The organism is Salinibacillus xinjiangensis (genome assembly GCF_009649735.1).
GTDB lineage: Bacteria > Bacillota > Bacilli > Bacillales > Alkalibacillaceae > Salinibacillus > Salinibacillus xinjiangensis.
The window spans coordinates 118311-140959 of the sequence record NZ_WJNH01000004.1; the positions used below are offsets into that span (position 1 = coordinate 118311).

The 22649-nt window shown below is 39.4% G+C and carries 26 protein-coding genes; 7 read left to right on the forward strand and 19 right to left on the reverse strand.

Annotated features, from left to right (window positions below; genetic code table 11):
- Positions 1-13 precede the first annotated feature (13 nt).
- Entirely contained in the window at positions 14-832 is an 819-nt protein-coding gene (locus tag GH754_RS07990; protein ID WP_153728194.1) for a lipoate--protein ligase family protein, read from the reverse strand.
- A 346-nt stretch (positions 833-1178) separates the two neighbouring features.
- Between GH754_RS07990 and GH754_RS07995 the strand changes: the two genes are divergently transcribed.
- Together GH754_RS07995 and GH754_RS08000 are read left to right on the forward strand one after the other, a co-directional pair.
- On the forward strand, positions 1179-1514 hold the full coding sequence (locus tag GH754_RS07995; protein WP_153728195.1) for a hypothetical protein: 336 nt from the start codon (positions 1179-1181) through the stop codon (positions 1512-1514).
- An 89-nt stretch (positions 1515-1603) separates the two neighbouring features.
- Positions 1604-2449, forward strand: a complete 846-nt coding sequence (locus GH754_RS08000; protein WP_153728196.1) for a GNAT family N-acetyltransferase — start codon at positions 1604-1606, stop codon at positions 2447-2449.
- 32 nt (positions 2450-2481) lie between these two features.
- Here the strand turns inward: GH754_RS08000 and GH754_RS08005 are convergent, their stop codons facing one another.
- From GH754_RS08005 to GH754_RS08015, 3 genes are read right to left on the reverse strand one after another with little or no spacing between them, the layout of a single operon-like run.
- Positions 2482-4068 (reverse strand): hypothetical protein, encoded by a 1587-nt coding sequence (locus GH754_RS08005; protein WP_153728197.1) that lies wholly within the window; start codon positions 4066-4068, stop codon positions 2482-2484.
- Positions 4069-4080: 12 nt separating this feature from the next.
- Entirely contained in the window at positions 4081-4503 is a 423-nt protein-coding gene (locus tag GH754_RS08010; protein WP_153728198.1) for a DUF6114 domain-containing protein, read from the reverse strand.
- Between the two features lie 20 nt (positions 4504-4523).
- Positions 4524-5075, reverse strand: a complete 552-nt coding sequence (locus tag GH754_RS08015) for a DUF6230 family protein (RefSeq protein WP_153728199.1) — start codon at positions 5073-5075, stop codon at positions 4524-4526.
- A 186-nt stretch (positions 5076-5261) separates the two neighbouring features.
- Between GH754_RS08015 and GH754_RS08020 the strand changes: the two genes are divergently transcribed.
- Positions 5262-5447 carry an SE1832 family protein gene (locus tag GH754_RS08020; RefSeq protein WP_153728200.1) on the forward strand — a complete coding sequence of 62 codons (186 nt, stop codon included), beginning with the start codon at positions 5262-5264 and terminating at the stop codon, positions 5445-5447.
- 256 nt (positions 5448-5703) lie between these two features.
- Positions 5704-7386, forward strand: a complete 1683-nt coding sequence (locus GH754_RS08025; RefSeq protein ID WP_153728201.1) for a putative bifunctional diguanylate cyclase/phosphodiesterase — start codon at positions 5704-5706, stop codon at positions 7384-7386.
- A 64-nt stretch (positions 7387-7450) separates the two neighbouring features.
- Here GH754_RS08025 and GH754_RS08030 read toward each other — a convergent pair whose 3' ends face one another.
- The 7 genes from GH754_RS08030 to GH754_RS08060 all read right to left on the reverse strand — a co-directional run bounded on the left by GH754_RS08030 (position 7451) and on the right by GH754_RS08060 (position 11230).
- Positions 7451-7633 (reverse strand): hypothetical protein, encoded by a 183-nt coding sequence (locus tag GH754_RS08030; RefSeq protein WP_153728202.1) that lies wholly within the window; start codon positions 7631-7633, stop codon positions 7451-7453.
- Positions 7634-7698: 65 nt separating this feature from the next.
- Positions 7699-8076 (reverse strand): PH domain-containing protein, encoded by a 378-nt coding sequence (locus GH754_RS08035; RefSeq protein ID WP_153728203.1) that lies wholly within the window; start codon positions 8074-8076, stop codon positions 7699-7701.
- An 18-nt stretch (positions 8077-8094) separates the two neighbouring features.
- On the reverse strand, positions 8095-8562 hold the full coding sequence (locus GH754_RS08040; protein WP_228550194.1) for a DUF6884 domain-containing protein: 468 nt from the start codon (positions 8560-8562) through the stop codon (positions 8095-8097).
- Positions 8559-9263, reverse strand: a complete 705-nt coding sequence (locus tag GH754_RS08045; RefSeq protein WP_323741925.1) for an alpha/beta hydrolase — start codon at positions 9261-9263, stop codon at positions 8559-8561. The genes GH754_RS08040 and GH754_RS08045 overlap by 4 nt, the downstream gene beginning before the upstream one ends.
- A complete protein-coding gene (locus GH754_RS08050) occupies positions 9260-9415 on the reverse strand; it encodes a hypothetical protein (protein WP_153728206.1) in 156 nt (51 codons plus the stop codon). The genes GH754_RS08045 and GH754_RS08050 overlap by 4 nt, the downstream gene beginning before the upstream one ends.
- Before the next feature lie 6 nt (positions 9416-9421).
- On the reverse strand, positions 9422-10627 hold the full coding sequence (nagZ, locus tag GH754_RS08055; protein WP_194841311.1) for a beta-N-acetylhexosaminidase: 1206 nt from the start codon (positions 10625-10627) through the stop codon (positions 9422-9424).
- An 87-nt stretch (positions 10628-10714) separates the two neighbouring features.
- A complete protein-coding gene (locus GH754_RS08060; protein ID WP_153728208.1) occupies positions 10715-11230 on the reverse strand; it encodes an acyl-CoA thioesterase in 516 nt (171 codons plus the stop codon).
- A gap of 139 nt (positions 11231-11369) precedes the next feature.
- Between GH754_RS08060 and GH754_RS08065 the strand changes: the two genes are divergently transcribed.
- Positions 11370-11906: an HD domain-containing protein gene (locus tag GH754_RS08065; RefSeq protein ID WP_153728209.1), complete on the forward strand. Its 537-nt coding sequence runs from the start codon at positions 11370-11372 to the stop codon at positions 11904-11906.
- Positions 11907-11955: 49 nt separating this feature from the next.
- Here the strand turns inward: GH754_RS08065 and GH754_RS08070 are convergent, their stop codons facing one another.
- From GH754_RS08070 to pxpB, 8 genes are all read right to left on the reverse strand, one after another.
- Positions 11956-12798, reverse strand: a complete 843-nt coding sequence (locus GH754_RS08070; RefSeq protein WP_153728210.1) for an STAS domain-containing protein — start codon at positions 12796-12798, stop codon at positions 11956-11958.
- A gap of 172 nt (positions 12799-12970) precedes the next feature.
- Positions 12971-13906: an L-threonine 3-dehydrogenase gene (locus GH754_RS08075; RefSeq protein WP_153728211.1), complete on the reverse strand. Its 936-nt coding sequence runs from the start codon at positions 13904-13906 to the stop codon at positions 12971-12973.
- Between the two features lie 34 nt (positions 13907-13940).
- Positions 13941-15131 carry a glycine C-acetyltransferase gene (locus GH754_RS08080; RefSeq protein WP_153728212.1) on the reverse strand — a complete coding sequence of 397 codons (1191 nt, stop codon included), beginning with the start codon at positions 15129-15131 and terminating at the stop codon, positions 13941-13943.
- A 420-nt stretch (positions 15132-15551) separates the two neighbouring features.
- Positions 15552-16343, reverse strand: a complete 792-nt coding sequence (locus tag GH754_RS08085) for a putative hydro-lyase (RefSeq protein WP_153728213.1) — start codon at positions 16341-16343, stop codon at positions 15552-15554.
- A gap of 14 nt (positions 16344-16357) precedes the next feature.
- Complete coding sequence (locus tag GH754_RS08090) at positions 16358-17548, reverse strand: NRAMP family divalent metal transporter (protein ID WP_153728214.1); 1191 nt, start codon at positions 17546-17548, stop codon at positions 16358-16360.
- 24 nt (positions 17549-17572) lie between these two features.
- Entirely contained in the window at positions 17573-18340 is a 768-nt protein-coding gene (locus tag GH754_RS08095) for a LamB/YcsF family protein (RefSeq protein WP_153728215.1), read from the reverse strand.
- Positions 18341-18342: 2 nt separating this feature from the next.
- Complete coding sequence (locus tag GH754_RS08100; protein WP_153728216.1) at positions 18343-19356, reverse strand: 5-oxoprolinase subunit C family protein; 1014 nt, start codon at positions 19354-19356, stop codon at positions 18343-18345.
- The gene (gene pxpB / locus GH754_RS08105; RefSeq protein ID WP_153728217.1) at positions 19353-20072 is read right to left on the reverse strand and encodes a 5-oxoprolinase subunit PxpB; all 720 of its coding nucleotides are present in this window, start codon (positions 20070-20072) and stop codon (positions 19353-19355) included. The genes GH754_RS08100 and pxpB overlap by 4 nt, the downstream gene beginning before the upstream one ends.
- Positions 20073-20296: 224 nt before the next feature.
- On the opposite strand from pxpB, the gene GH754_RS19955 reads away from it, so the two are divergent.
- Positions 20297-20407, forward strand: a complete 111-nt coding sequence (locus GH754_RS19955) for an RAxF-45 family protein (protein WP_323741915.1) — start codon at positions 20297-20299, stop codon at positions 20405-20407.
- 156 nt (positions 20408-20563) lie between these two features.
- Entirely contained in the window at positions 20564-22174 is a 1611-nt protein-coding gene (gene abc-f / locus GH754_RS08110; protein ID WP_153728218.1) for a ribosomal protection-like ABC-F family protein, read from the forward strand.
- The last annotated feature ends 475 nt before the right edge of the window (positions 22175-22649 follow it).

The following is a 22649-nucleotide window of genomic DNA, read 5'->3' on the forward strand; positions in this document are numbered from 1 at the left end:
CTCCCTAATCTAGTTAACGTGACATTGTCCACGCCTCTGTTTGATATCTCGTCTCAGCTAATTCCTCTACCTCTGCTAATTGCTCTTGGGATAAGTAAAATGGCTTAAGGTCTACGTTTAATCCCTTTTCAAAGCCCTTCTTAAAAGCTGTTTTTACATCATGGATGGTCTTCGGTTCACGACTTAGTTCATTAATTGAAATGGCTTTTTGTTCAAAAGACTTCCTTGCCCTCTGCTTAACTCTTTCATTTGGGTATAGAAACAAGTCAAATAAAACATCCTTATCTAATTCAATCGGAACTGAACCGTGCTGAAGAATGACACCCTTTTGTCTAGTTTGGGCACTACCAGCCACTTTTCTACCTTCTACAACAAGCTCATACCACGAAGGCTGATCAAAGCAATTGGCTGAATTAGTTTTCGGCAATTTACCTTCAGGGATTGAAAATTCAGCTTGTAACCCCAGATTCCGGAAACCCTCTAGAACCCCTTTAGATAACACACGATACGCTTCTGTGACCGTTTGAGGCATTTTTTCGTGCTGCTCAGATACAATCGTACTGTAAGTAAGCTCATGGTCATGCAACACAGCCCGGCCACCAGTAGGTCTTCGTACAAGCTCAAAGCCATGTCGATAAACTGCCTCTACGTCAATCTTTCCACGAATCTTTTGAAAATATCCCAATGATAATGCGGCAGGCTCCCACGTATAAAAACGCAGAACAGGAGGAATCTTCCCTTCACTATGCCAATTCAATAACGCTTCATCTAAGGCCATATTCATAGCTGGAGACATCGGTTTAGTATCTAAAAATAACCACTGCTCTGACATGCTGTTGCCTCACTTTATGTTGATTTTTCCTGCACAGTACAATAATACCAACCGCTTTGTGGAATGTAAAACAGAACAGGTTAAGCGCTTTAACACTTGTGAGGATAGGGGTTTGGGTACTTTGAGGGAGGGATGAGTAGAGAATTTTATAAAATTTCGTTGTTTTTAGTAAAAAGTCGGGGGTGGGGTGCTTTGGCTACTTGAATGCTGATAATGAGTCGAGGGTGCTGATGAATTATGGTCGCTGGCTGAAGTGCTCCCTATTAAAGCTGAACACTTCCCTGGTCGGCGTACTTCCCCTGGGAATGCTGATAATGGGTGTGATTTCGCTGAAGATTTTTCACTTATGCTGAAGAGTGAGAGCTTTGCTAAAGATGACGGTGAGCATGCTGAAGGTGGGGCGGTTCTTGCTAATGTTTCAGGTTTGGCGGCTGAAGTGCTCTCACTAAATGCTGAACTCACAACTTGGCCAGAGCGCTCCCCTGGAATGCTGATAATAGTTGTATTTTCGCTGATGTTTTCTCTGTTATTGCTGAAGTTTGACAATTTTGCTAAAGATGACGGTGAAGATGCTAAAATCGGGGCGACTTTTACTAATGTTTCAGGTCTAACGGCTGAAGTGCTCCTCCCAAATGCTGAACTCACAACCCTGCCACGCCAGACATCATTCAACCCATTCTAGGTTTAGCTATTATACTATACCGTTGACAGCCATCATCCTGACCTCTACAATATGTTCAATTATTCCCATAGGGAAAGGAGACTTCTAGCATGAAATGGAAGGATTATTCTAGTATTCAAGCATTTTCAGATAAAGTGTCACCATTTCTGTTGAAGCAAGAGGCAGCAAATAATTTGCCGCTCGGGATTATTGATGATTTAGTTAAAAATGGAAAGGAAAAGCAGGTGCTAACGGCAACCATTGAAGATCAAAAACAAATTTATGCATCATTTCTTATGACACCACCCCACCATCTCATTGTTACCATTGATCCCTATGCACCCATTAAAGATGTCATTTTTACTGCTATACAAGCAATAATGAAAGGTCGAATTGAAATTCCAAGTATTATAGGAGAAAAAGAAACGACTCTTTATTTTGCTAAACAATGGTCGAAACAAACACTAAGCTCATATTCTATCGGTATGAAACAGCGCATTTTTCAACTAAAAGACGTCAACCAAATACCAGAATCCCCTGGTCAATATGCTTTAGCAGAAATGGACGATTTGCCTCTTCTTGTTATGTGGATGAAGGCCTTTATTAAGGAAACACATGAAATGCCGTTATCAAATGAGGATATTGAAAATCGGATGCGGTCAAAAATTGAAGGTAAAACTTTATACTTGTGGAAGGTTAATAGAAAGCCCGTGACGATGACAGCTAAGGGGCGCCAATCCCCAAATGGTAGAGTCGTTACCCTAGTTTATACACCGAAGGAATTTCGTGGAAATGGTTATGCCTCAACACTTGTAAAAAAGGTTAGTGAACATATTTTAATGGATAAATCATTTTGCACCCTTTACACAGACCTAGCGAATCCTACATCAAATAAAATCTATCAAAACATTGGGTACGAGCCTGTTCAGGATTCTATCGTCTTGAAATTTAATTAGCGCTAGCATCCTATTGGACACTAGCGCTTCACTTAATTTTTTAATAAATTTTCCATATCTAATAGCATTTCTTCATCATAACCTGTTAAGAGGATTTTGATATAGGTGAGAGGATTTAGTCGTTTGAGTAGTTCCTCTTCCAGTCCCTCTAAGATGCTTTGCACCCCGTCCACAGACGAACAAACCTCTGATAGCATGATTCCTTTTTCCTGTGCACGATTAATAATCTCAAGCTTTAATTCTTTCGATAACGAATCACCTGCATCAGCTATACGAGTACATAAGTTACTAGTTGTTTCGTTTACACGGTCAGTTGTTTCATCGACTACTTCTGTTACTTCATCAATCGTTTTCTCTGTTTCCGTAACGACTTCCTCTGTCGATTCTTCCACCTCATCCGTAGTTGACTGCACTTCTTCGGTCGTTTTTTCAACCAGTTCCTTGGTGTCATTAACGGTTTTATTTACTGTTTTGCCTGTTTCCTTTGTAGTATCCTCTACTTGTTTAACTGTATCATCCACTACCTCTTGCACAGTCTTTTCTTGTTTGACAACCTCTTTAACCGTATCGGTAGTCTGACCCAGAGTTTTTTCTAGCTGCTTTGTTGTATTTTGAGTGGTTTCTTTTGCATTTTGCACTTGATTCTCCTGATAATCGTTTAGCATAGCCAGCAGATATTCGGTTCGATTTAGAGTTGCCAACACATCGTTTAGTAAAGTACCAATTAATAAGTTAACATTTCCCACTGTATGGTCGACCAAACCAATGGTATCCTTCAAGGTTTCATCAATTAATTCTGTCGTATCGTCAAGAGAACCATCAATGACATCCTCTAAGTCCTCAGGTATATCACCTACAATATCATCTACATTATCCAAGGGGGTATCTTCTATGTTTTCGATATCATCGATAATCTTCTCTAATTCATCCGGGAGGTCTTTTTCACCGTCTGGTAATAGACCTGTTACACCGTCAAGACTCGGAGAATTTTCGTCGTCTTCATATTCATTTGGATCACAATTTAAAGGCAGCTGCTGATTTTGAATATTGTCAATTTCATCCTTGAGCTGCTCTAGCGGGAGGCCCAGCAAATTCTTTAATAAGGTTGTGTGTGTTGGACGCTCCACCTCTCCTGATGATTTTTTCGTTTGGAGCATAAGCTGCTGCAAATTCGAATAATCGGCATTCATATAATGGGCATTCATGGAGACGTTTTTCATCCCTACCTGAGGCAAGGTTTTACCAGCAAATAAACAGGCACCTTCAAAGCTGACAACTGAAGCATCCACTGTCATCCCTTCGATTGTGACAGGACCTTTAGCCTCCATGTGAATCATAACATCACCATTACCTGATGATAATGGTTTCACTAATCGCATCCCATATATTGTTGCTTTTTCGTACTGCAAACGCAGCATCGGCTTTGCCTCACTGGATGCGGTTTCCTGCATGACAATACTTGGTGTTAAATTTTCCCCTTCTACGAGATCAGCCTCTATAATAAAGCCTCCTGCAGCAGTACCATCTGCGTGGACCTCTTGTTCTTGTAAGAATGGTAACCAAGTGCTCATAACACACACAATAGCTAATGCTAACATGCGTTTTCCTTTTATTTTCATAATCATCTCCACCTAAACCGTTTGACTTGCAGATGCTGGTGGGTCCTCTTGGGCCTCTGGTGTGTTTGTTTTTCGTTTAGCTTTCTTATTTTGTTCTTCATTGGGATCAATGGTTCGCCAGGCAATACTCATTGCTCCTCCTATTAACCCAAAGATGGTTCCAAAAATAAATCCTCCAAGCGCTCCTATAATGGATAAGATAGATAAAAAGATTGTAAGAATACCGATAATCGTAGAAAATTGGGGGAAGAAGAAACCTAAAAGTCCTAGTAAGATAATGAGCCCACCAAATAAAATTCCGATCACAGCCATACTGCCAGGTAAAAATGCACTTAAAACTAGATTTAAAGGTACCCAAAGAATGGTTAGCCCAGCAAAGGTTGTGATTAAAGATCCCCAAAACGGGCGGGAACGTCTCCAACGTCTAAATTTCATTGTTTTCACCACCAAATGATTTACTTGTCAATATAATCAACCGTTAGCTTCATACCATTCATATTCATTTTTTCCTGGAATAAGTAGTGGGTTTTCAGTTTGGCATCCTTTAATACAATCGATGATGAGGTTTGTTGAAACTGCTCCTGCCAATTATCACTGTTGTTTTCCTCTAAAACTAGGTCTTGGAAGCTAGCATTGGCTTGAATCATTCCGGCATCATGCTGTAGTCCCTCGATTTGAACTGGCTTTGAAGCAGTGATTTTTACTCTAATCCAGCCATCGCCAATATCAAAATCCTTATACAGCTTTAAATTCTCAATCGTCAACTCATCAATTAAGTTGGTTCCTTGTGGAGCACTGTCTGCAGCACTGGTTTCCCCTAACTTGGGATAAAACTCGTAACCTGTTCCTTCCAGACGATCAAACTCTACGTAAAAATCCCCAACACCCGCAATGGGGACTGCATAGGCCACTCCTGATAAACCAATGGACATGAGTAATATTCCAAGTGCTAGAATACCCGATCCAAATGCAGTAAAGAATACTTTTTTATTTGTTTTGCCTTCCAATTCACTTTCCTCCCTTGTACTCTGTTGAAATCGCTTACTTATTTATATTAAATATGATTCATAGCCTATGAACAATAACGAAAAATATATGTCATCAAGACACCTCCCCTATTTTCGTCGGGTTATCTCTTTTAAAATGGTTTAAAGTTCTTTACAATGAGTAGTAAAAATACTTGAGGTGATGAAATGCCATCGAAAAAAGAGCTAGAACAAGAGATTGCACAATTAAAAATGGACTACATCCGTATACAAGGTGATTTAGATAAAATGGAGTCTGTTGGCGGAAATGTTTCCTCACTTGAAAAGACGTTGGAAAGAATGGAACAGCAGCTTTCTACATTACGTGAGAAACTTGCTAATGCAACTGAATAAACACACCCTTAAGCTCATGGACCTTTACCATGAGCTTTTTCTATCTTTCCCACTCCTCTCTAAGAAGGAATTTACTACCATTCACTAGTCCTATTTCCCTAATGTTTATGAATTTTTGTTGATAAATGTCATTTCCACTCTAAAAGTGTTATTATGGTAAAAAAACCAATGCTTTCCTAACCTGGGACTTGTTTTTTGGAATGGGTGTATAAGTAAATGACACATTTTAACAATAACTCATAAAGGTGATTAGTTTATGTCGAATCTAGAGAAAAACCACATGCTTTTTAATGAAGATGAAATGTTTCAAATCTTTACTTCCCTTTTTGATATCGTTTATTTAATGAAATTTGAACCACCCAATCAATTTCGTTACATAAAGGTTAGTGAAAGTGCAAAAAAGTTAGCCATGCTTAGTGATGAGGATATTGGAAAAACAATAAAAGAAATTTATCATGAACCGATGGCCTCCCATTTAACAACCTATTACTATGATGCCGTTTCCACTAATGCCACCGTGACCTTTCGAGACCGAATGGGCATTGATTCAGAGAAACGTTTTGGAGAGTCGGTTTTAATTCCTTTTACATATAGTGGTGAATCCTATGTTGTAGGGTTAACTCGAGATATTACTCATGTAGTGAACCTTGAACAGCAGCAGGCAAACGATCCCATTACCGATTTACCCTTCGTAGAAAATTTCATGAATATTTTAGAGTCCACCCTACGTTTAAAGAAGAACGAAGGAACCATTTGGAACCTCTATTATATTTCCATAAACCAGCTATCGTTTGTTCAATTTTCCAATAAAAGCACCGAGGCTGATTTGCTAAAACAAATTACGAATCGCTTAAAGCGCTTTTCAGAAAATGATGATCAGCTGAGTAGGGTCTCTGGTAACGAATTTATTTTGACGATACGCGCAACTCAAAATGATGATAGCAAGAAAGTAGCCACTCAGATTTATGAAGCTCTTCATCAGCCTTATCGTACGGATGACTATGAGGTCGTTGTTCAGCCTACCATTGGCGTTTCTAAAATTAATCCAGAAACACTTGATGTACGTGGTGCTATGACGGAAGCCTTTCAATCTATGCTAAGAGCAAAGTCCAAAAGTGAACAGCAAATTTATTTGCCCTTTGATAAAAAGAACAGGCACCGTAATACGAGACATGATAAATTAGAGCGTGATCTCGCCTATGCTTTACAACGAAATGAACTTGAAATTTACTATCAGCCAAAGATTGATATCCAAAAGAATAGCTTAAACATGGAAGCGTTGTTAAGGTGGAATCATGAAAAGTTCGGTATCATTCCTCCTAATGAATTCATCCCTATTGCTGAAAGTAACCAATCGATTAAAACTATTGGACGTTGGGTCATTAAACAAGTTTGTCAAGACCTAAAAGCTTTTCAAGAACATGATTCTAATGTGAAAGTAGCCATCAACGTGTCCCCGATTCAATTGAACGATCCCCTTTTTGTAAGGGATATTAAGCAAATTGTCTTAGATGGTAAAGAAGATCCTCGGCGAATCGAATTAGAGATTACCGAGAATGATTTACTTAATTTATCTTCTGCTCAGAAACAATTCGATGCCTTAAGTAAAGAAGGGTTTTCATTGGTGTTGGATGATTTCGGGACTAGTTACTCCTCACTCAATTACTTAAAGGAATTATCTGTACAGAAAATTAAGATTGATAAGTCGTTTATTATGAATATGGATTATCACAAAAAAGATCATCAAATTGTACAGATGATTATTAAACTAGCTAAAAACCTGGACTTAGAAGTGACCGCAGAAGGTGTAGAAAAGTGGAGACATGTTGAAATGTTAACGAAAATGGATTGTACAGAAATCCAGGGTTACTATATTAGTAAACCTATTCCCCTTCAGGTACTTCTTAAACAAATTGAGGATAATAAAATTATGATTTAATATGAAAAAGGGTGAAGCCGATGTAAAATTCTTCGATGCTTCACCCTTTTGCTGTGTTATTTTGCTATTGATCCTCCTCTGTAGCCCTCATTCCTTTACCCTGTCTCCCTTTCTTGGAGTTGCGATTTGCACCTTTCATCACATTTTCATCAGTATATTCAGCTGCAAATTCCATGTCGGGTTGACTCTCAGTAGGAGTTTTATTGTTTTGCTTTGCCGCTTTATAGGCTGTTTTACGTTTGGTCATCTCACACCCTCCTTTTGAAATTAGCTTTTGCTAAATATAAAAAAGGATTCGTGTAAAGACTCCATTCAATTTAACACATAAGCAGCTAAGACACTTTGCACTTCATATATATTCAACTGCTTATTGAACTGCTTTTGGATTGGGGTTGAGGAACCCGAAACCCAAATTTTTAATTCCGCATCCAGATCTAAAGTGCCTGCCGTTTCTATACTAAAATGGGTTACATTTTTGTATGGGATGGAGTGAACGTCTGTTTTTTTCCCTGTCATTCCTTGCTTATCGATCAAAATGAGTCGCTTATTAGTGAAAATGAAAAGATCACGAATGAGTTTATATGCTCGTTCAATACGTTCCTCTGGTGCCAGTAATTTTCCAAATTCCTTCTCGACCTCTTCCAACTTAACCTCTGATGCATTTCCCATTAAGCCATCAAATAATCCCATTATCGATCAAACCCCTTTTCATTTGGATATTTTTTGCCCCTTCTCAATGGCCTGTTTCAAAATTCGTTGCATGTCACCAATTCCTTTAGTGCCGTGGAGTGGAAAGGAAACTTGAGCATTTGAATATAGCTGATTCATAATCGGCTTAAACTTCTTTCCACCTAACATGATGATATTTGAAAAGTGCTGCAAGCCTTTGTCGTCAAGCTGTTGCTTCATAGTTTCAATTGATATTACCTCTGGATTACGTTTTATATTAAAGGATAAATCATAAGTTCCCTTAACTTCATCATCAGGTCTCAATAATCCATACTTGGGGGATATTACCACCCATGGGTCTGAAAATTGTTTCACATATTGCTGACACAAACGATGAAAAGTACCCGTATATGCCTCATTCGCCTTAGTGGATCCAAGCTCGGGATTGCGGTCCCAAATCTTTGGTTTTCCAGATGGGATGATATATAGTGTATGATTAGTCTTCAAATGTCTTTCTCCTTCATATCTGCTATCCATTCTTTAATAGCTTCAAAACTGTCAGCATTTGATAGCAAGCCATCATGGGTTGCATTGTCGATAGTTTTTACACGGGCACCTTGAGTATGCTTTGAAAATAAGGGCTCATATGCCGTATGCTCAAATTCCTCATCCTTATCCCCAACTAGCACGAGTGTTGGCTTTTTGATTGAACGCAGACTTTTTTTATAGTTCCTCGGCAACCGCGACATAAATAAACGGTAGCTAAGAAAATTTAACTTTGAAGGGTTGTCACTTTCAATATGATTCACGGATAATACAGTCTGATGATTCCACTTTTTCATCCAAAACCCATTAAAAATCATTAATTTAATCATTGTCCCCATGTGGGCTTTGTTATTGCTTTCCGTTTCCCCTTTTGACTTTTTCATGATTGGTGCCATAAAGTGCACAAAAGGGGCTAGAAGCAGGTATCCACTAATATACTGGTCGTACTTGTGTGTCAGCATTCGAAGAGATGTGCCTCCCCCTGCTGAATGCCCACCCATAATTAGCTTTGTATCCCCGTGAGTGCTTTTAATCTTATCAATCAATTCCATTAAATCATCATCGTGCTGGCCAAGATAATCAATATCCCCTCTTCGCGCAGCATAATCACCGTGTCCCCTTAAATCCGGTGTGTAAACATGCGCTAAATTCTCATCAGCTATATACTCGGCTGCGGTCGTAAATACTTGTGATCCTCTGCAATTCCATGTACCAAAATAAGGACTACATTTGTGTTGGATGGAAAATGACGATAATACATCCTTGTATTGTCCTTTAAAGGAAATGACTCAAGCTCCGGTAACGTTTGATGCACAGTGTTTCACCTCTCCACACCTTCCAGTTCTGATAAAAACCGTTCTAATTTTTGATTGATACTATCTACATCAACTTGTTCTACTTGTTGATTATTAATGTTATACTTTTCCTTTGCTTTTAAAATTCGATAAACACTTTCATTTATCCTGCTTTCAGAAATCTCCCCACTTAGAACCGCTTGTTTAAGCTTTTGAAAGGTCTCAACAACATTTTGCTTATGATGGGCAATTAATAAAAGATCATTTCCCGCTTTCACTGATTGAACTGCCGCATCACTCACAGACATCTGATTAGTTACAGCTTTCATTGTTAAATCATCTGTAATAACTAAACCGTTATAATTTAGTTGGTTACGTAATAGCTCAGTAATAATGGGTTTAGATAGTGAGGAAGGCTTCTTAGAATCAAGCTTTGGTAGAAGCAAATGAGCAATCATTATGGCATCAACATCTGCTTTGATGGCTGCTTTAAAAGGTTTTAGTTCCACCTTATGCAATTCTGATAAATCTTTATGGATGGTCGGCAAGCTAAGATGTGAATCCTTTGACGTATCGCCATGTCCAGGAAAGTGTTTGACAACAGGAATGACACCAGATGACCTCATTCCTTCCATTACCGCAACTCCATGTGTTATAACTTCCTTAGGAGATGTGCCAAAAGCCCGCTCTCCTATAATCGGGTTACTAGGATTATTATTCACATCTAATACAGGAGCATAGTTCATATTAAAGCCAAGCGATTTTATTTCCTGTGCAATGGTTTGACCAAACCGGTAGGATAACTTAGGCTGATTGAGTTCACCGATTTTACGTGCTGCTGGTAAAGATGAAAATTCATCTGGCACCCGACTTACCCGGCCACCTTCTTCATCTAAACTCAGGAACAACGGAATTTGCCCTTGGTTCTTTTCCTTCATTTGATTTAAAAGAGCGACGGTTTGTGCGGTATCCTTAATATTTCTCTCAAATAAAATTAGGCCTCCTACCTGGTATTGGTTAATATAAGCTTCTAATTCAGCATTATAGGAATCCCCCATAAAACCAACCATAAGCATTTGCCCAATTTTTTCATCCAAACTTAGGGAATAGATCTGTTGTTGAATATGATCATATGGGCCGAACGGAAGCGAAATCGCCTTCGTCTTATAAGGCATAATAAAACCAAATAACAAAATAATAATAACAACGACGAAGCGAATATTTCGTATCATCATACACCTCTTATCCTTTCACTAGTCAATCCAAAAGAAAAGTATCAATGGATGAACTCCAATCGATACTTTTCCATTGTTTTAATATTATTTTGTCCAGGGTAGGTCTGTTCCAAACTTTTCCGCCATCTCTTTGGAGTTATTCCTTCTCTCCCTTCGATATTCCGCACGTCGTACTGCTCCCTCATGCAGCCATTTTTCCTCATCGGACTCAGGATAAACCTGTGGTACAGGGGTAGGCTTATTATCGTCATCAATCGCCACCATCGTTAGGAAGGCAAAAGCACATATTCTACGCTCGCTTGAAACTAAATCCTCAGTCACAGCTTTTACAAATACCTCCATCGACGTTTTGTGTGTATAGGTTACGAAGGCTTCCAAGCAAATCGTATCGTCCTCAAAAACAGGATTTAAAAAGTCCACGGAATCCGTCGAAGCAGTCACAACAGATTTTCTCGCATGCCTTGATGCCGCAATGGCCGCTACATCATCCATATACGCCATCAGTTTTCCACCAAATAATGTACCATGTGTATTGGTATCTGGTGGTAAGACGTGTGAGGTTTTAATGGTTAAAGAGTCTATACACGGCTTCTTATCCATATTGAATCCCCCTAGCTACCATTCTGTCTGGTTTTTAATCTCACCTTATCTTTAACTTTGTGGTAAAAAATTATGTTAAACAGGAAATGAAAAGAAACATTCCGAATACTAAAGGTAGAGGTAAGAAAGGGGAATTTCTATGGATTTCATTGATCAAGCTATACAATTTAGTGCTAAAGCACACCATAATCAATTTCGTAAGGGAACGGACTTGCCATACATTAGTCATCCTTATGCAGTTGGGATGATTTTAATGAAGCACGGATGTACCGAAAAGGAAATTACCGCCGGGATATTGCACGATACAGTAGAAGACACGTCTGTTACGTTGAAGGAAATTCAAGAAAAGTTCGGTAAAGAGGTTGCGGATATTGTGGAAGGATGTTCAGAGCCAAATAAAGACCTTTCATGGGAGGAGCGAAAACAGCATACCATTGACTATTTACAAACCGCTCCAATTGAAGTACGGTTGGTAGCCTGTGCAGACAAGTTACACAATATTCGCTCCATTAGCCACAATGAAAAAACAGAAGGACCGACGATCTGGAACCGATTTAAACGGGGAAAGGATGACCAAGCTTGGTATTATCAAAATGTGATGAAAAGCCTTGAGTTTCAAGGAGGCTTTCCATTATTAGAAGAACTAAAAACAGAGGTGAAAGAACTATTTTCTTAAATAGGATAAACAGGCAGCTTAACCTAAATTTAAGCTGCCCTTACCATTCTTATTTACTATTTATATTTCCATGATTCATGTAGTCTGCTAAAGCCTGTTGAAGAGTACCCTTAGTTTCTGCTTTATGCTCAAGACCGCCGATTTCAACCACTTTTCTAACCAACCCTGGTCGTAAACCAGTCAAGACTGGCTTACATCCCATCATCGAGATTCCATCAAGTAATTTTAACAATTGGCTGATGGTTTCAGCCTCCATATCATAAATTCCTGACAAATCCATAATTAAGGTTTGAATACTTAGGTTACTTATTTCAATTAAAACCTTTTCTTCTATCGCGGATGCTCGATAATAATCAATCGAACCAATTAAAGGCAATACGCAAACGGAGGAAGTAATCGGAATAATGGGTACAGACAGTCTCTCTACTAATTTTCTTTGCGACTCAATAAGCTCATCCTTATACTTGGAATAACTGATGAAAAAGCTATTTAAAAACTGATCAACTTGTTCATTTATTTTACTTTCTTGGTTATAAAAGTCTTCTGGAGTAATTTCCCTTCCTGCTAACGTGTCATATTCATAGAGAAAATTCCATAGGGTTCTTCGAATGGCATGAACCCATTCTAATTTAAATGTCAATGTTAATGAGTGTTTCGCCCATGCAATTCCTTCTTGTTTTGCGAATGCTTTTACTTCCTCATCTTGTTGATCGACTATGTATAGAATTAGCTTATGGGCATTATTTATTAAATTAATATTACCAATACGATGAATCTCATCAATTTTTTCTCGAACGTTTACAGCTTCTGTTAACAAATTTTTTTCAAATTGATCTCGATTACTAATTAAAAATTCTTTCACATCTTGTCCTTTTGTATAATTGAGTTTCAAAAGAATCGTCTCCTATTCTTTTTATTCATTGATTGTTTTTAGCATATACCCCTAAGTATATCAAACGGACATGGTCTCGTACATTTCGAAAAAGGTCTTGATATGTCGATTTATGCAAACTACATAAAAAATAGCGCAGTTCCCACGAGGAGAACATGCACTATTCGAAGACTCATTTAATTTTTTTCAGCATGTCTGCTGTCATGGATTCTAGATTATACTCCGGTTTAAAGCCCCATTCTTCTCTCGCAGCAGAACAATCAATACCATTTGGCCAGCTGTCAGCAATAGCTTGGCGAGCAGGATCGACCTGATACGAAAGAGCGAATTCTGGTATGTGCTTGCGAATTTCACGGGCAAAGTCCTCGGGCTCTGCACTCATTGCAGATACATTAAACGCATTTCGATGCTTCAGCCTAGCCGGATCTGCCTCCATTAACTGAATAATCGCTTGAATGGCATCAGGCATATACATCATATCCATATAGGTTCCTGCTTTAATATAGGATGTGTACGCTTGCTGGCGGGCTGCCTCATAATACATTTCCACAGCATAATCCGTTGTTCCGCCACCAGGCTTAGTCACGTAGGATATGAGTCCTGGAAAACGAACACTGCGAGTATCTACATCAAATTTGTGATAGTAATAGTCACATAACAATTCCCCAGATACTTTATTTACGCCATACATTGTATTGGGCCGTTGAATCGTATCCTGAGGTGTTTGATCCTTTGGTGTACTTGGACCAAATGCCCCAATCGAGCTTGGGGTAAAAAATTGGGTGTTCAGTTCTCTTGCTACCTCAAGTGCATTCACAAGTCCACCCATATTTAAGTTCCAGGCTAACAGTGGATTCTGTTCCGCTTTTGCAGATAAAAGTGCAGCCAGATGCATGATTGTATCTACATCATGTTTTTTCGCTAATTCTGCCATGCGATTTTTATCTGTGACATCCAAAATTTCAAATGGCCCAGAATGAACGACATCACAATCCATTTCACGAATATCGGTAGCTAAAACATTGTCCGCTCCATACACTTCTCGAAGTTTCATTACTAACTCAGAGCCAATTTGTCCCAATGCTCCCGTCACAAGTATTCTCTTCATCGTAAATCCTCCTGGTTTTCCTCAGATGATCTATTTAAATAATGTTAAATTCTTTCCCAATCTTTTCATAAACGGCTAAGGCTTGATCAAGCATTTCCTTCGTATGGGCTGCTGTTGGCATATTGCGAACACGTCCTGTACCGCGTGGAACGGTCGGGAAGACGATTGATTTAGCATAAACCCCTTCTTCGTACAATCGCTTGCTGAATTGTTGGGTTGTTTTTTCCTCACCAATAATACATGGCGTAATTGGTGTTTCACTGTTTCCAATATCAAAGCCAAGCTTCTTTAATCCGTCTTTAAGATACTTGCTGTTTTCCCACATTTTATTTTGTAAGTCTGTACTTTCCATCAGCAAGTCGATTGCTTTTGTACATGCTGCAACATCAGCAGGTGTAACGGCTGTTGAGAATAAAAATGGGCGTGAACGTACCTTAAGCCAATCAATTAAGTTCTGATTACCAGCAACATAGCCGCCTATAACACCAATCGCTTTTGACAAAGTCCCCATTTGCAGGTCCACTTTATCCTGTAAGCCAAAGTGTTTTACAGTACCTGCACCTTTTCCTAATACACCAGAACCATGCGCATCATCAACATAGGTAATCAAGTCAAATTCTTCAGCAATTTCTACTATTCCAGGTAAATCAGCCACATCCCCATCCATGGAGAATACTCCATCGGTAATTACCATGATTTTATTGTATTGGCCTGATTCTACAGCCTCTTTCGCCTTTGCTCTTAAATCATTCATATCAGAATGGTTAAACCGAATAATTTTTGCTCTGGATAAACGGCATCCATCAATAATTGAAGCATGGTTTAATTCATCTGATAAAATTGCGTCATTTTTATCCATCACACCAGAAATAGCTGCCATATTACAATTAAAACCAGATTGATAGGAGATCGCCGCCTCCGTTCCTTTAAATTCAGCGATTTTTTTCTCTAATTCAATGTGAAGGTCTAATGTTCCGTTAATGGTTCGAACAGCACCAGCACCAACTCCGTGAGATTGAACCGCCTCAACCGCTACTTCCTTTAAACGTTCATCTGTCGCTAAACCTAAGTAGTTGTTGGAGGAAAGGTTAATTAATTCCTTTCCATCAAGCTTGATGACAGGACCATTAGCACCCTCTACAGTATCGATGTCATTGTACAATCCTTTTTCCTTTAAATCCTCTAAGTTCTCATTAAGAAATTGATTCAGCTTCTTACTCGTCATAAAAAATTACCTCCTCCACAAATGTAAACGCTTTATATACAATTGTCCTCCTGAGAAGAACAACCATCACGAACTTTACTTGTTATCACATATTATAATACCACAAACGATTAAAATGTACACTTCATAAGGACATCAAAATTATAAAGGTACTATATTTTAATTTAACCAACTTTGGGATATATACCTTGATAGATGGTGATTTTGGAAGTCTTAATTGAAGAATCAGGGCGGGAATTAACATTTTATGGATTGAATTGGTGCTCTAAAACACTTATTCGTACTATTTTTTAGGTAATTAAAATGTTCTCAAGGTTAATTTAGCGTGAAATTAAACCCCAAAACTGTATCATTAACCAAAACTTCTCTAAATAAAAGAGGCTGACCCGCTTTATAGGTCAGCCACCATCTATTAAACAACTATAATACACCAAACTCTTCATCTCTCAAATCTGTAATAAACATATGCCCTGGAGCATGAGAAATCATCAATTCAGGTTTCACATGCATCGCAACCGCTTGGGGTGTCACACCACAGGCCCAAAAAACGGGTACTTCACCTTCTCTAATGGTTACAGAGTCTCCGAAATCTGGTGAATGAATGTCTTGAATTCCTATACTCTCTGGATTTCCAATATGAATAGGAGCACCGTGAACAGATGGAAAGCGGCTCGTTACTTGTACCGCCCTAACCACATGTTCCTCTGGCATAGGGCGCATACTTACGACCATCGGACCCTCAAAACGTCCTGCTTTCACACATTGAACATTCGTTTTGTACATCGGAACATTACAATTTTCCTCTCTATGTCGAATCGGAACTCCATTGTTTAATAGAGCATTCTCGAATGTGAAGCTACATCCAATCAGAAAACCAACCATGTTTTCGTCCCATAAATCTTTCACATCCGTTTTTTCTTCTATCAATTTTCCATGTTGATATATACGATATTTGGGTATATCCGTGCGTAAATCCGCTTCAGGCGCCACGATTTTAGGCTTGTATTCTCCTGGCTCTACAACATCTAAAATCGGGCAAGACTTAGGATTACGTTGACTAAAAAGAAGAAATTCAAAGGCCAGTTCTTTTGGTAATACAGCTAAATTTGCTTGTGTAAATCCATTTGCAACACCTGATGTGGGCTTAATCAACTCATTATTTCGAATCATCTCACGTGCCGTGGCAGGTGTTAATGATGAATGGTCTTGCATTTGAACTCCCCCTTTTAACTAAATAGATTCCCAAAACCGTTAATCATACTATAGATACCCATATAAGCCATTGCAATTACAATCACAATACCTGTAAACGTCAGCCAAACCGGGTGTTTATAATCGCCAACAATTTTCTTGTTGTGTGCTGCCAGCAGCATTACACCTAACGAGATAGGTAAAATTAATCCATTTAATGAACCTACAAATACTAATACTTTTGCTGGCTGTCCAATAAAAACAAACACGATGGTAGAAACGGCTATAAAGGCAACGATTAACCATTTATGATACTTCTCCAGCCAACCACTGAAAGTACGAATAAATGAAACAGATGTATAGGCTGCGCCAACGACAGACGTGACCGCTGCTGCCCACATGACAATACCGAATATTTTATAGCCCACATTCCCGGCTGCATGCTGGAAAACAGATGCAGGTGGGTTTTGTGGATCTAGCTGTAATCCTTGTGCGACGACTCCTAATGCAGCTAGGAATAAGAAAATACGCATAATCGATGCAATCCCGATAGCTGAGACTGAGCTTTTTGTCACCTCAGGAAGAGATTCCTTACCTTTTAGCCCGGCATCTAACAATCGGTGACCACCTGCGAAGGTGATGTATCCTCCAACTGTTCCACCTACTAAGGTGACAATTGCCAAGAAATCAATGGTATCAGGTGCAAACGTCTTCACAGCTGCTTCACCCAATGGAGGTTGAGCCGTAAACATAACATAGATGGTTAACGCAATCATGACAAATCCCATAATTTGCGCAAAGCGGTCCATAATACGGTTAGCTTCCCGAACTAAGAAGATGCCAATCGCTAAAACTCCACTAAGAAGAGCTCCAAGTTCAGGAGAAATGCCAAACAGTACATTGGTTCCTAAACCAGCCCCTCCGATATTTCCAATATTAAAGGCCAGTCCTCCCATCACAATTAATATCGATAGAAAGACTCCTAACCCCGGCAAAACATCATTGGCAATTTCCTGTGCCCTTTTACCAGAGACAGCAATAATACGCCATATATTTAACTGAACACCAATATCAATGATAATAGAGATTAAAATAACAAAGCCGAAGCTCGCGGCTAACGTTTGGGTAAATGTTGTGGTTTGTGTTAAAAAGCCTGGTCCGACAGCAGATGTTGCCATTAAAAAGGCAGCACCTAACAGAATGCTATAATTACTAGATTTCTTCATGTTGTTGAAAATCCCCCTATGAAATTATTTAATATCACTTATTTTTCTTACTTCAATTCCTGCTTCCTTCAATGAATTTTTAATGGTCTTCGCAAACTCTAATGCGGTAACACCATCACCATGTATGCAGATTGTGTCAGCTTTAATATTGATATCGTTGTCATTTACAGTGTTTACCTTTTGTTCTTTTACCATTCGAATCACTTGATTGATAGCCTGTTCACTATCTGTAATTAACGCATTTGTCTCGCGTCTTGAGGTGAGATTACCATCGTCCTGATAGGTACGATCAGAAAAGACTTCACTAGCTGTACGTAGCCCAGTCTTTTCCCCTGCCTTTACTAATTCCCCTCCAGCTAAGCCGAAGAGAATAAGGTCAGGATTTACCTTATAAACGGCTTCAGCAATGGCTGAAGATAGTTCTGCATCCTTGGCTGCCATATTATAAAGCGCACCATGCGGCTTAACATGCTGAATGGTGCCGCCTTCAGCTTGAACAAAGCCCTGTAAAGCACCCATCTGATAAACGACCATATCATAGGCCTCCTGAGGAGAGATAGCCATGCTTCTTCTCCCAAAGCCTACTAGATCTTGAAGTCCAGGGTGTACGCCAATTCCAACATTTTTCTCAATAGCCATTTGTACAGTTTTCCGCATTGTGGCAGGGTCTCCAGCATGGAACCCACAGGCAATATTAGCTGATGTTACATGTTGCAGTATTTCGTCGTCGGTTCCTTTCTTATATGCTCCAAAGCTTTCTCCCATATCACAGTTTAAATCAACGATATGCATGATTAGTTCCTCCCTATCTTTAGTAGAATTCCATTTTTAAGACTCCTCATGTATTGTTCTCTAGCTAAATAAAGCCTTTGTGCCTCGCTGTGATTTATAAATTCGAATCTCACCGCTTCCCCTGGCTTTAATTGAGCCATACAGGGTAAATCGACTGTTGCTACCTGTGCAATCTTCGGGTATCCACCTGTCGTTTGTCGGTCTGCTAATAAAACGATTGGATTTCCATCAGAAGGTACTTGTACAGAACCAAAGCTTACCGCCTCTGAAATTAGCTCCTCAGGCTCCTTCAAATGTAATGCTGGACCCTCTAAACGATAGCCCATTCGGTCCGATTGGGTAGAAACTCGAAAGGATTCCGCTTGAAACTGTTTTTGGCTTTCTTCGGAAAACAACTCATATTGTCTTCCTTTTGTGACCCGAACAGCTGAGCGGCCTGTTAACTCGGGTAACATTTCTGTAGCAACCGACCAATTCGCATCCATGAAGGACTGTGAAGAATCTCGATTAGCCTTCACAAGCTTGTCCATTATACGATTTGCTCTCTCACTTGAATCCCCAAACGCCACTTCATCTCCAGCCTGTAAAGCACGACCATGATAGCCACCAATCTCCCCTCGAAGGTAGGTTGAATAACTATCCATAATGATTGGAATATCGAATCCACCCGCAACAGCTAAATATGCTCTACAGCCTGTTTCAGCAGGTCCGAATCGCAGCTCACTACCTTTTTTCACAAATATAGTTCGCCACATATAAATAGGTTTATAGTCAATTGTCGGTGTTAAGTTCCCTCCACATATGGAAATGATGGCATCCTGCTGAAATTCAATAACAGGGCCAAGCAATGAAATTTCCATCGTCGGACAGTTTTCGTCATTTCCGACTAATAAATTGGCAACTCGATGTGAAAATGGGTCCATGACACCACTTGCAATAACCCCATACTTTTGGTATCCATATCGCCCTAAATCCTGAATACTTGTAAGGAGGCCAGGTTTTAGTACTTTGATCATTCTACTTCCTCCTCCCAGTCGTTAAATTCTTGTTGTGTAATCGGTTTAAAACGAATTTGATCACCAGCCTGTAGTAAGCTCGGTTGATCATGATTGGGACGAAATAGTTTAATAGGGGTTTTCCCAATTAATTGCCAGCCACCAGGTGTTTCAATAGGATAAACACCGGTTTGTTGTCCCGCAATTCCAACGGTTCCAGCTGGTATGTTTAAGCGAGGAGTTTTTCGCCTTGGAGTAGCAATTTCATTTGACATTCCGCCGATATATGGAAAACCAGGGGCGAACCCGATCATATACACTAAATAATCTCCGCCTGAGTGAATATCAATGACTTCCTGTGGAGTTAAATGATTTTTTTCTGCAACAGTATGTAAATCAGGTCCTACATCTCCACCGTATAATACGGGAATTTCCACAATGCGAGATTCTGTGTCGTTCCCTGTAGTCACGTTTGTAAGCTTTACTTTTAGTTGCTGACATACTAAATCATATGGCAGTCTACCTGAGGAATCATTTAAATGATTTAATACTTTAATAGGATCGTAAAATACCGTGACAGTAGTAAAGGCAGGAACATATTCAACCATCCACTCTTCAGGATGCTCATCCAACAATGCGGTAACTATTTTTACCTTTTGGTGAGTGTCCAAGTTGATTTCCGTCCCTAGTTCAATAATTACTGCATGATCCCCTAAAGGATGTAACTCAAATTTCATTCCTACACCTCTTAACTCTAATGATTATTTTCCTCACCATTCACATTATTGAAAATATCCCCACTAATCCTATTAAATAAATATAGATTACTTAATTATACAATAATTCTTAAAATACGACTACTAGGTCCCCGGATGAAAATGTTCTCCATTATAACCTTTACCTTTGCAGTAAATTCATGGTATGTTTAAATTACTAAAACTTTTAGGAGGTGATGGTTAAGATGATCAACGCATGCAAGCACGTTATTCAAATCAATAAGCTTTATTTGAACCGTGCGATTACTCATGATTTTGCGGCTAACGGGATACGTATGCCCTTTTTTAGCAACTAAATCATGACATGTGTTGGATCTTAACCTAGCTCACAAACGGATAATCTGCCTGCTTTTTTAAAAGTAGACATTATTTGAAGAAAACTTCTATGTTTTCAAAAGCCTAGGGTCAGTGAATCCTTAGGCTTTTTTTGTTTTCAAATAGGAGGTATAAAAATGATTGTGACATTAAAAGATGCGAAAAAAATTTTAGGGGGAGACGTCATTTTTGAAAATCTTACCCTGGAAATCAATCAACAGGACCGTATCGGCTTAGTAGGTCGGAATGGTAGCGGGAAAACAACAATTTTTAAGCTTTTGGCGAAAATAGAACCTCTTGATGAGGGCCATTTATTTATAAAAAAGGATGCTCGAATTGGATATTTAGCACAAATCCCAACCTACGAAGGGCCAGTAATCCATTACTTGCAAGAGAGCTTTAAAACACTTATGGACTTAAAACAACAAATGACAGCCTTAGAAGCAAAAATGCTTGACCCTGAGCAATTTGAACGTACAATGACACGCTATGGTGATATTCAAGAGCAATTCACCCGTCTAGGCGGTTATGAAATGGATTCCAAAATTGATCGTGTTACCCACGGGTTAGCTATACACAATCTATTGGACCTCCCTTTCTCAACCTTAAGCGGCGGGGAAAAAACAAAAGTAGGGTTAGCACGTGTATTGCTAGAGGAACCAGATGTTCTTTTATTAGATGAGCCGACCAACCATCTAGACCTACCCTCGATTGAATGGTTAGAAAGTTATGTAAATGAGTATTCAGGAGCGTGCTGTATCATCTCCCACGACCGCCATTTTTTGGACCAGGTTGTGACAAAAATAGCTGATTTAGAATCTGGTGAAATCACACTGTATAAAGGCAACTATTCTAGTTTTGTACAGGAAAAAGAAGAGCGACTATTAGCAGAGTTTAAGGCTTATCAGGAACAACAAAAAAAGATTAAAAAAATGAGAGAAGCGATTAAACGATTACGTCAATGGGCAAATCAAGCCAATCCACCGAATGAAAAGCTGTTTAAACGTGCTAAGCACATGGAACGAGCCCTCGAACGGATGGAAAAGCTCAACAAGCCTTTATTAGACCCTAAGAAAATGGCACTCTCTTTTCAATCTGAACAAAGAAGTGGTAAGGATGTGGTCAGGTTAACAGATGTTCATAAAGAGTATGGCTCTAACAAGGTTTTAGAGGGTTTGAAACTACACATCCGCTTTCAAGACAGGCTTGCTATTGTTGGTCCAAACGGGAGTGGAAAGTCAACGATATTAAGATTAATCATGGAGACAGAAACTCCAACATCTGGTAAGGTGGAAATAGGCTCACAGGTGCAAATCGGATACTTGTCTCAACAGCCTCTACAGGATGCCAAACCGAACACGAAATTGATAGATTATTTCCGTAGCTACATTCGTGTAACTGAAGGTCAAGCAAGACAAATATTAGCCCGATTTATGTTCTATGGTTATTCGGTTTTTCGCTCGATACGACAATTAAGTGGCGGAGAGCGAATGCGACTTAAGCTCGCCATCTTTATGCACCAAGATTTAAATCTACTCATTTTAGATGAACCGACGAACCATTTGGATGTGGAATCACAGGAAGTACTAGAGGACGCGCTAGCCAAATTTACGGGTACCGTCATCTGTGTATCCCATGACCGTTTTTTCCTGAATCAATGCTTTCCTGAAACAGCCTATTTATCTAAAGGGAAGCTACATCGATTCTTTGGTACCTATGAGGAAACTAAACACCATGTTGCTTTTTAAATTAGGCTGTTTTCGTAAACATTGTTGATTTATACTTTTGCAGTAGATATAAAACACGACATATCCAGAGTGACGTTTTCCTATGGTCAATATGATGAGTGCAAAACCATCGCTCCGGAAATACACTTCGCTTTCACCCAAGGGCACAAGTGCAACATCTACTCAAAATCCCTATGGTCGTTTCGTAGTGTCTTCTTTGCCGCGGGCGAGCGGTGAGCCTCCTCGCTAACGCTGAGGGTCTCACCTGTCTCTTTGCTCCCACAGGAGTCTACGTGTATTTCCTCCGCTAAAATCAGTGCCTTATAAGTTTATTTAGAGGTGAACTATTGGTTAATCAAAAGCTTTTTAAACATGCATACATCAGAACACTCCTATAGTGGAGGCAGAATACGGAGACTCCTATGGGACGAAGCGTGGTGAAGCCCCCGCAGGAAGCGGTCTGGGCTTCCGAGGAGGCTGAGGCCGTGCCCATGGA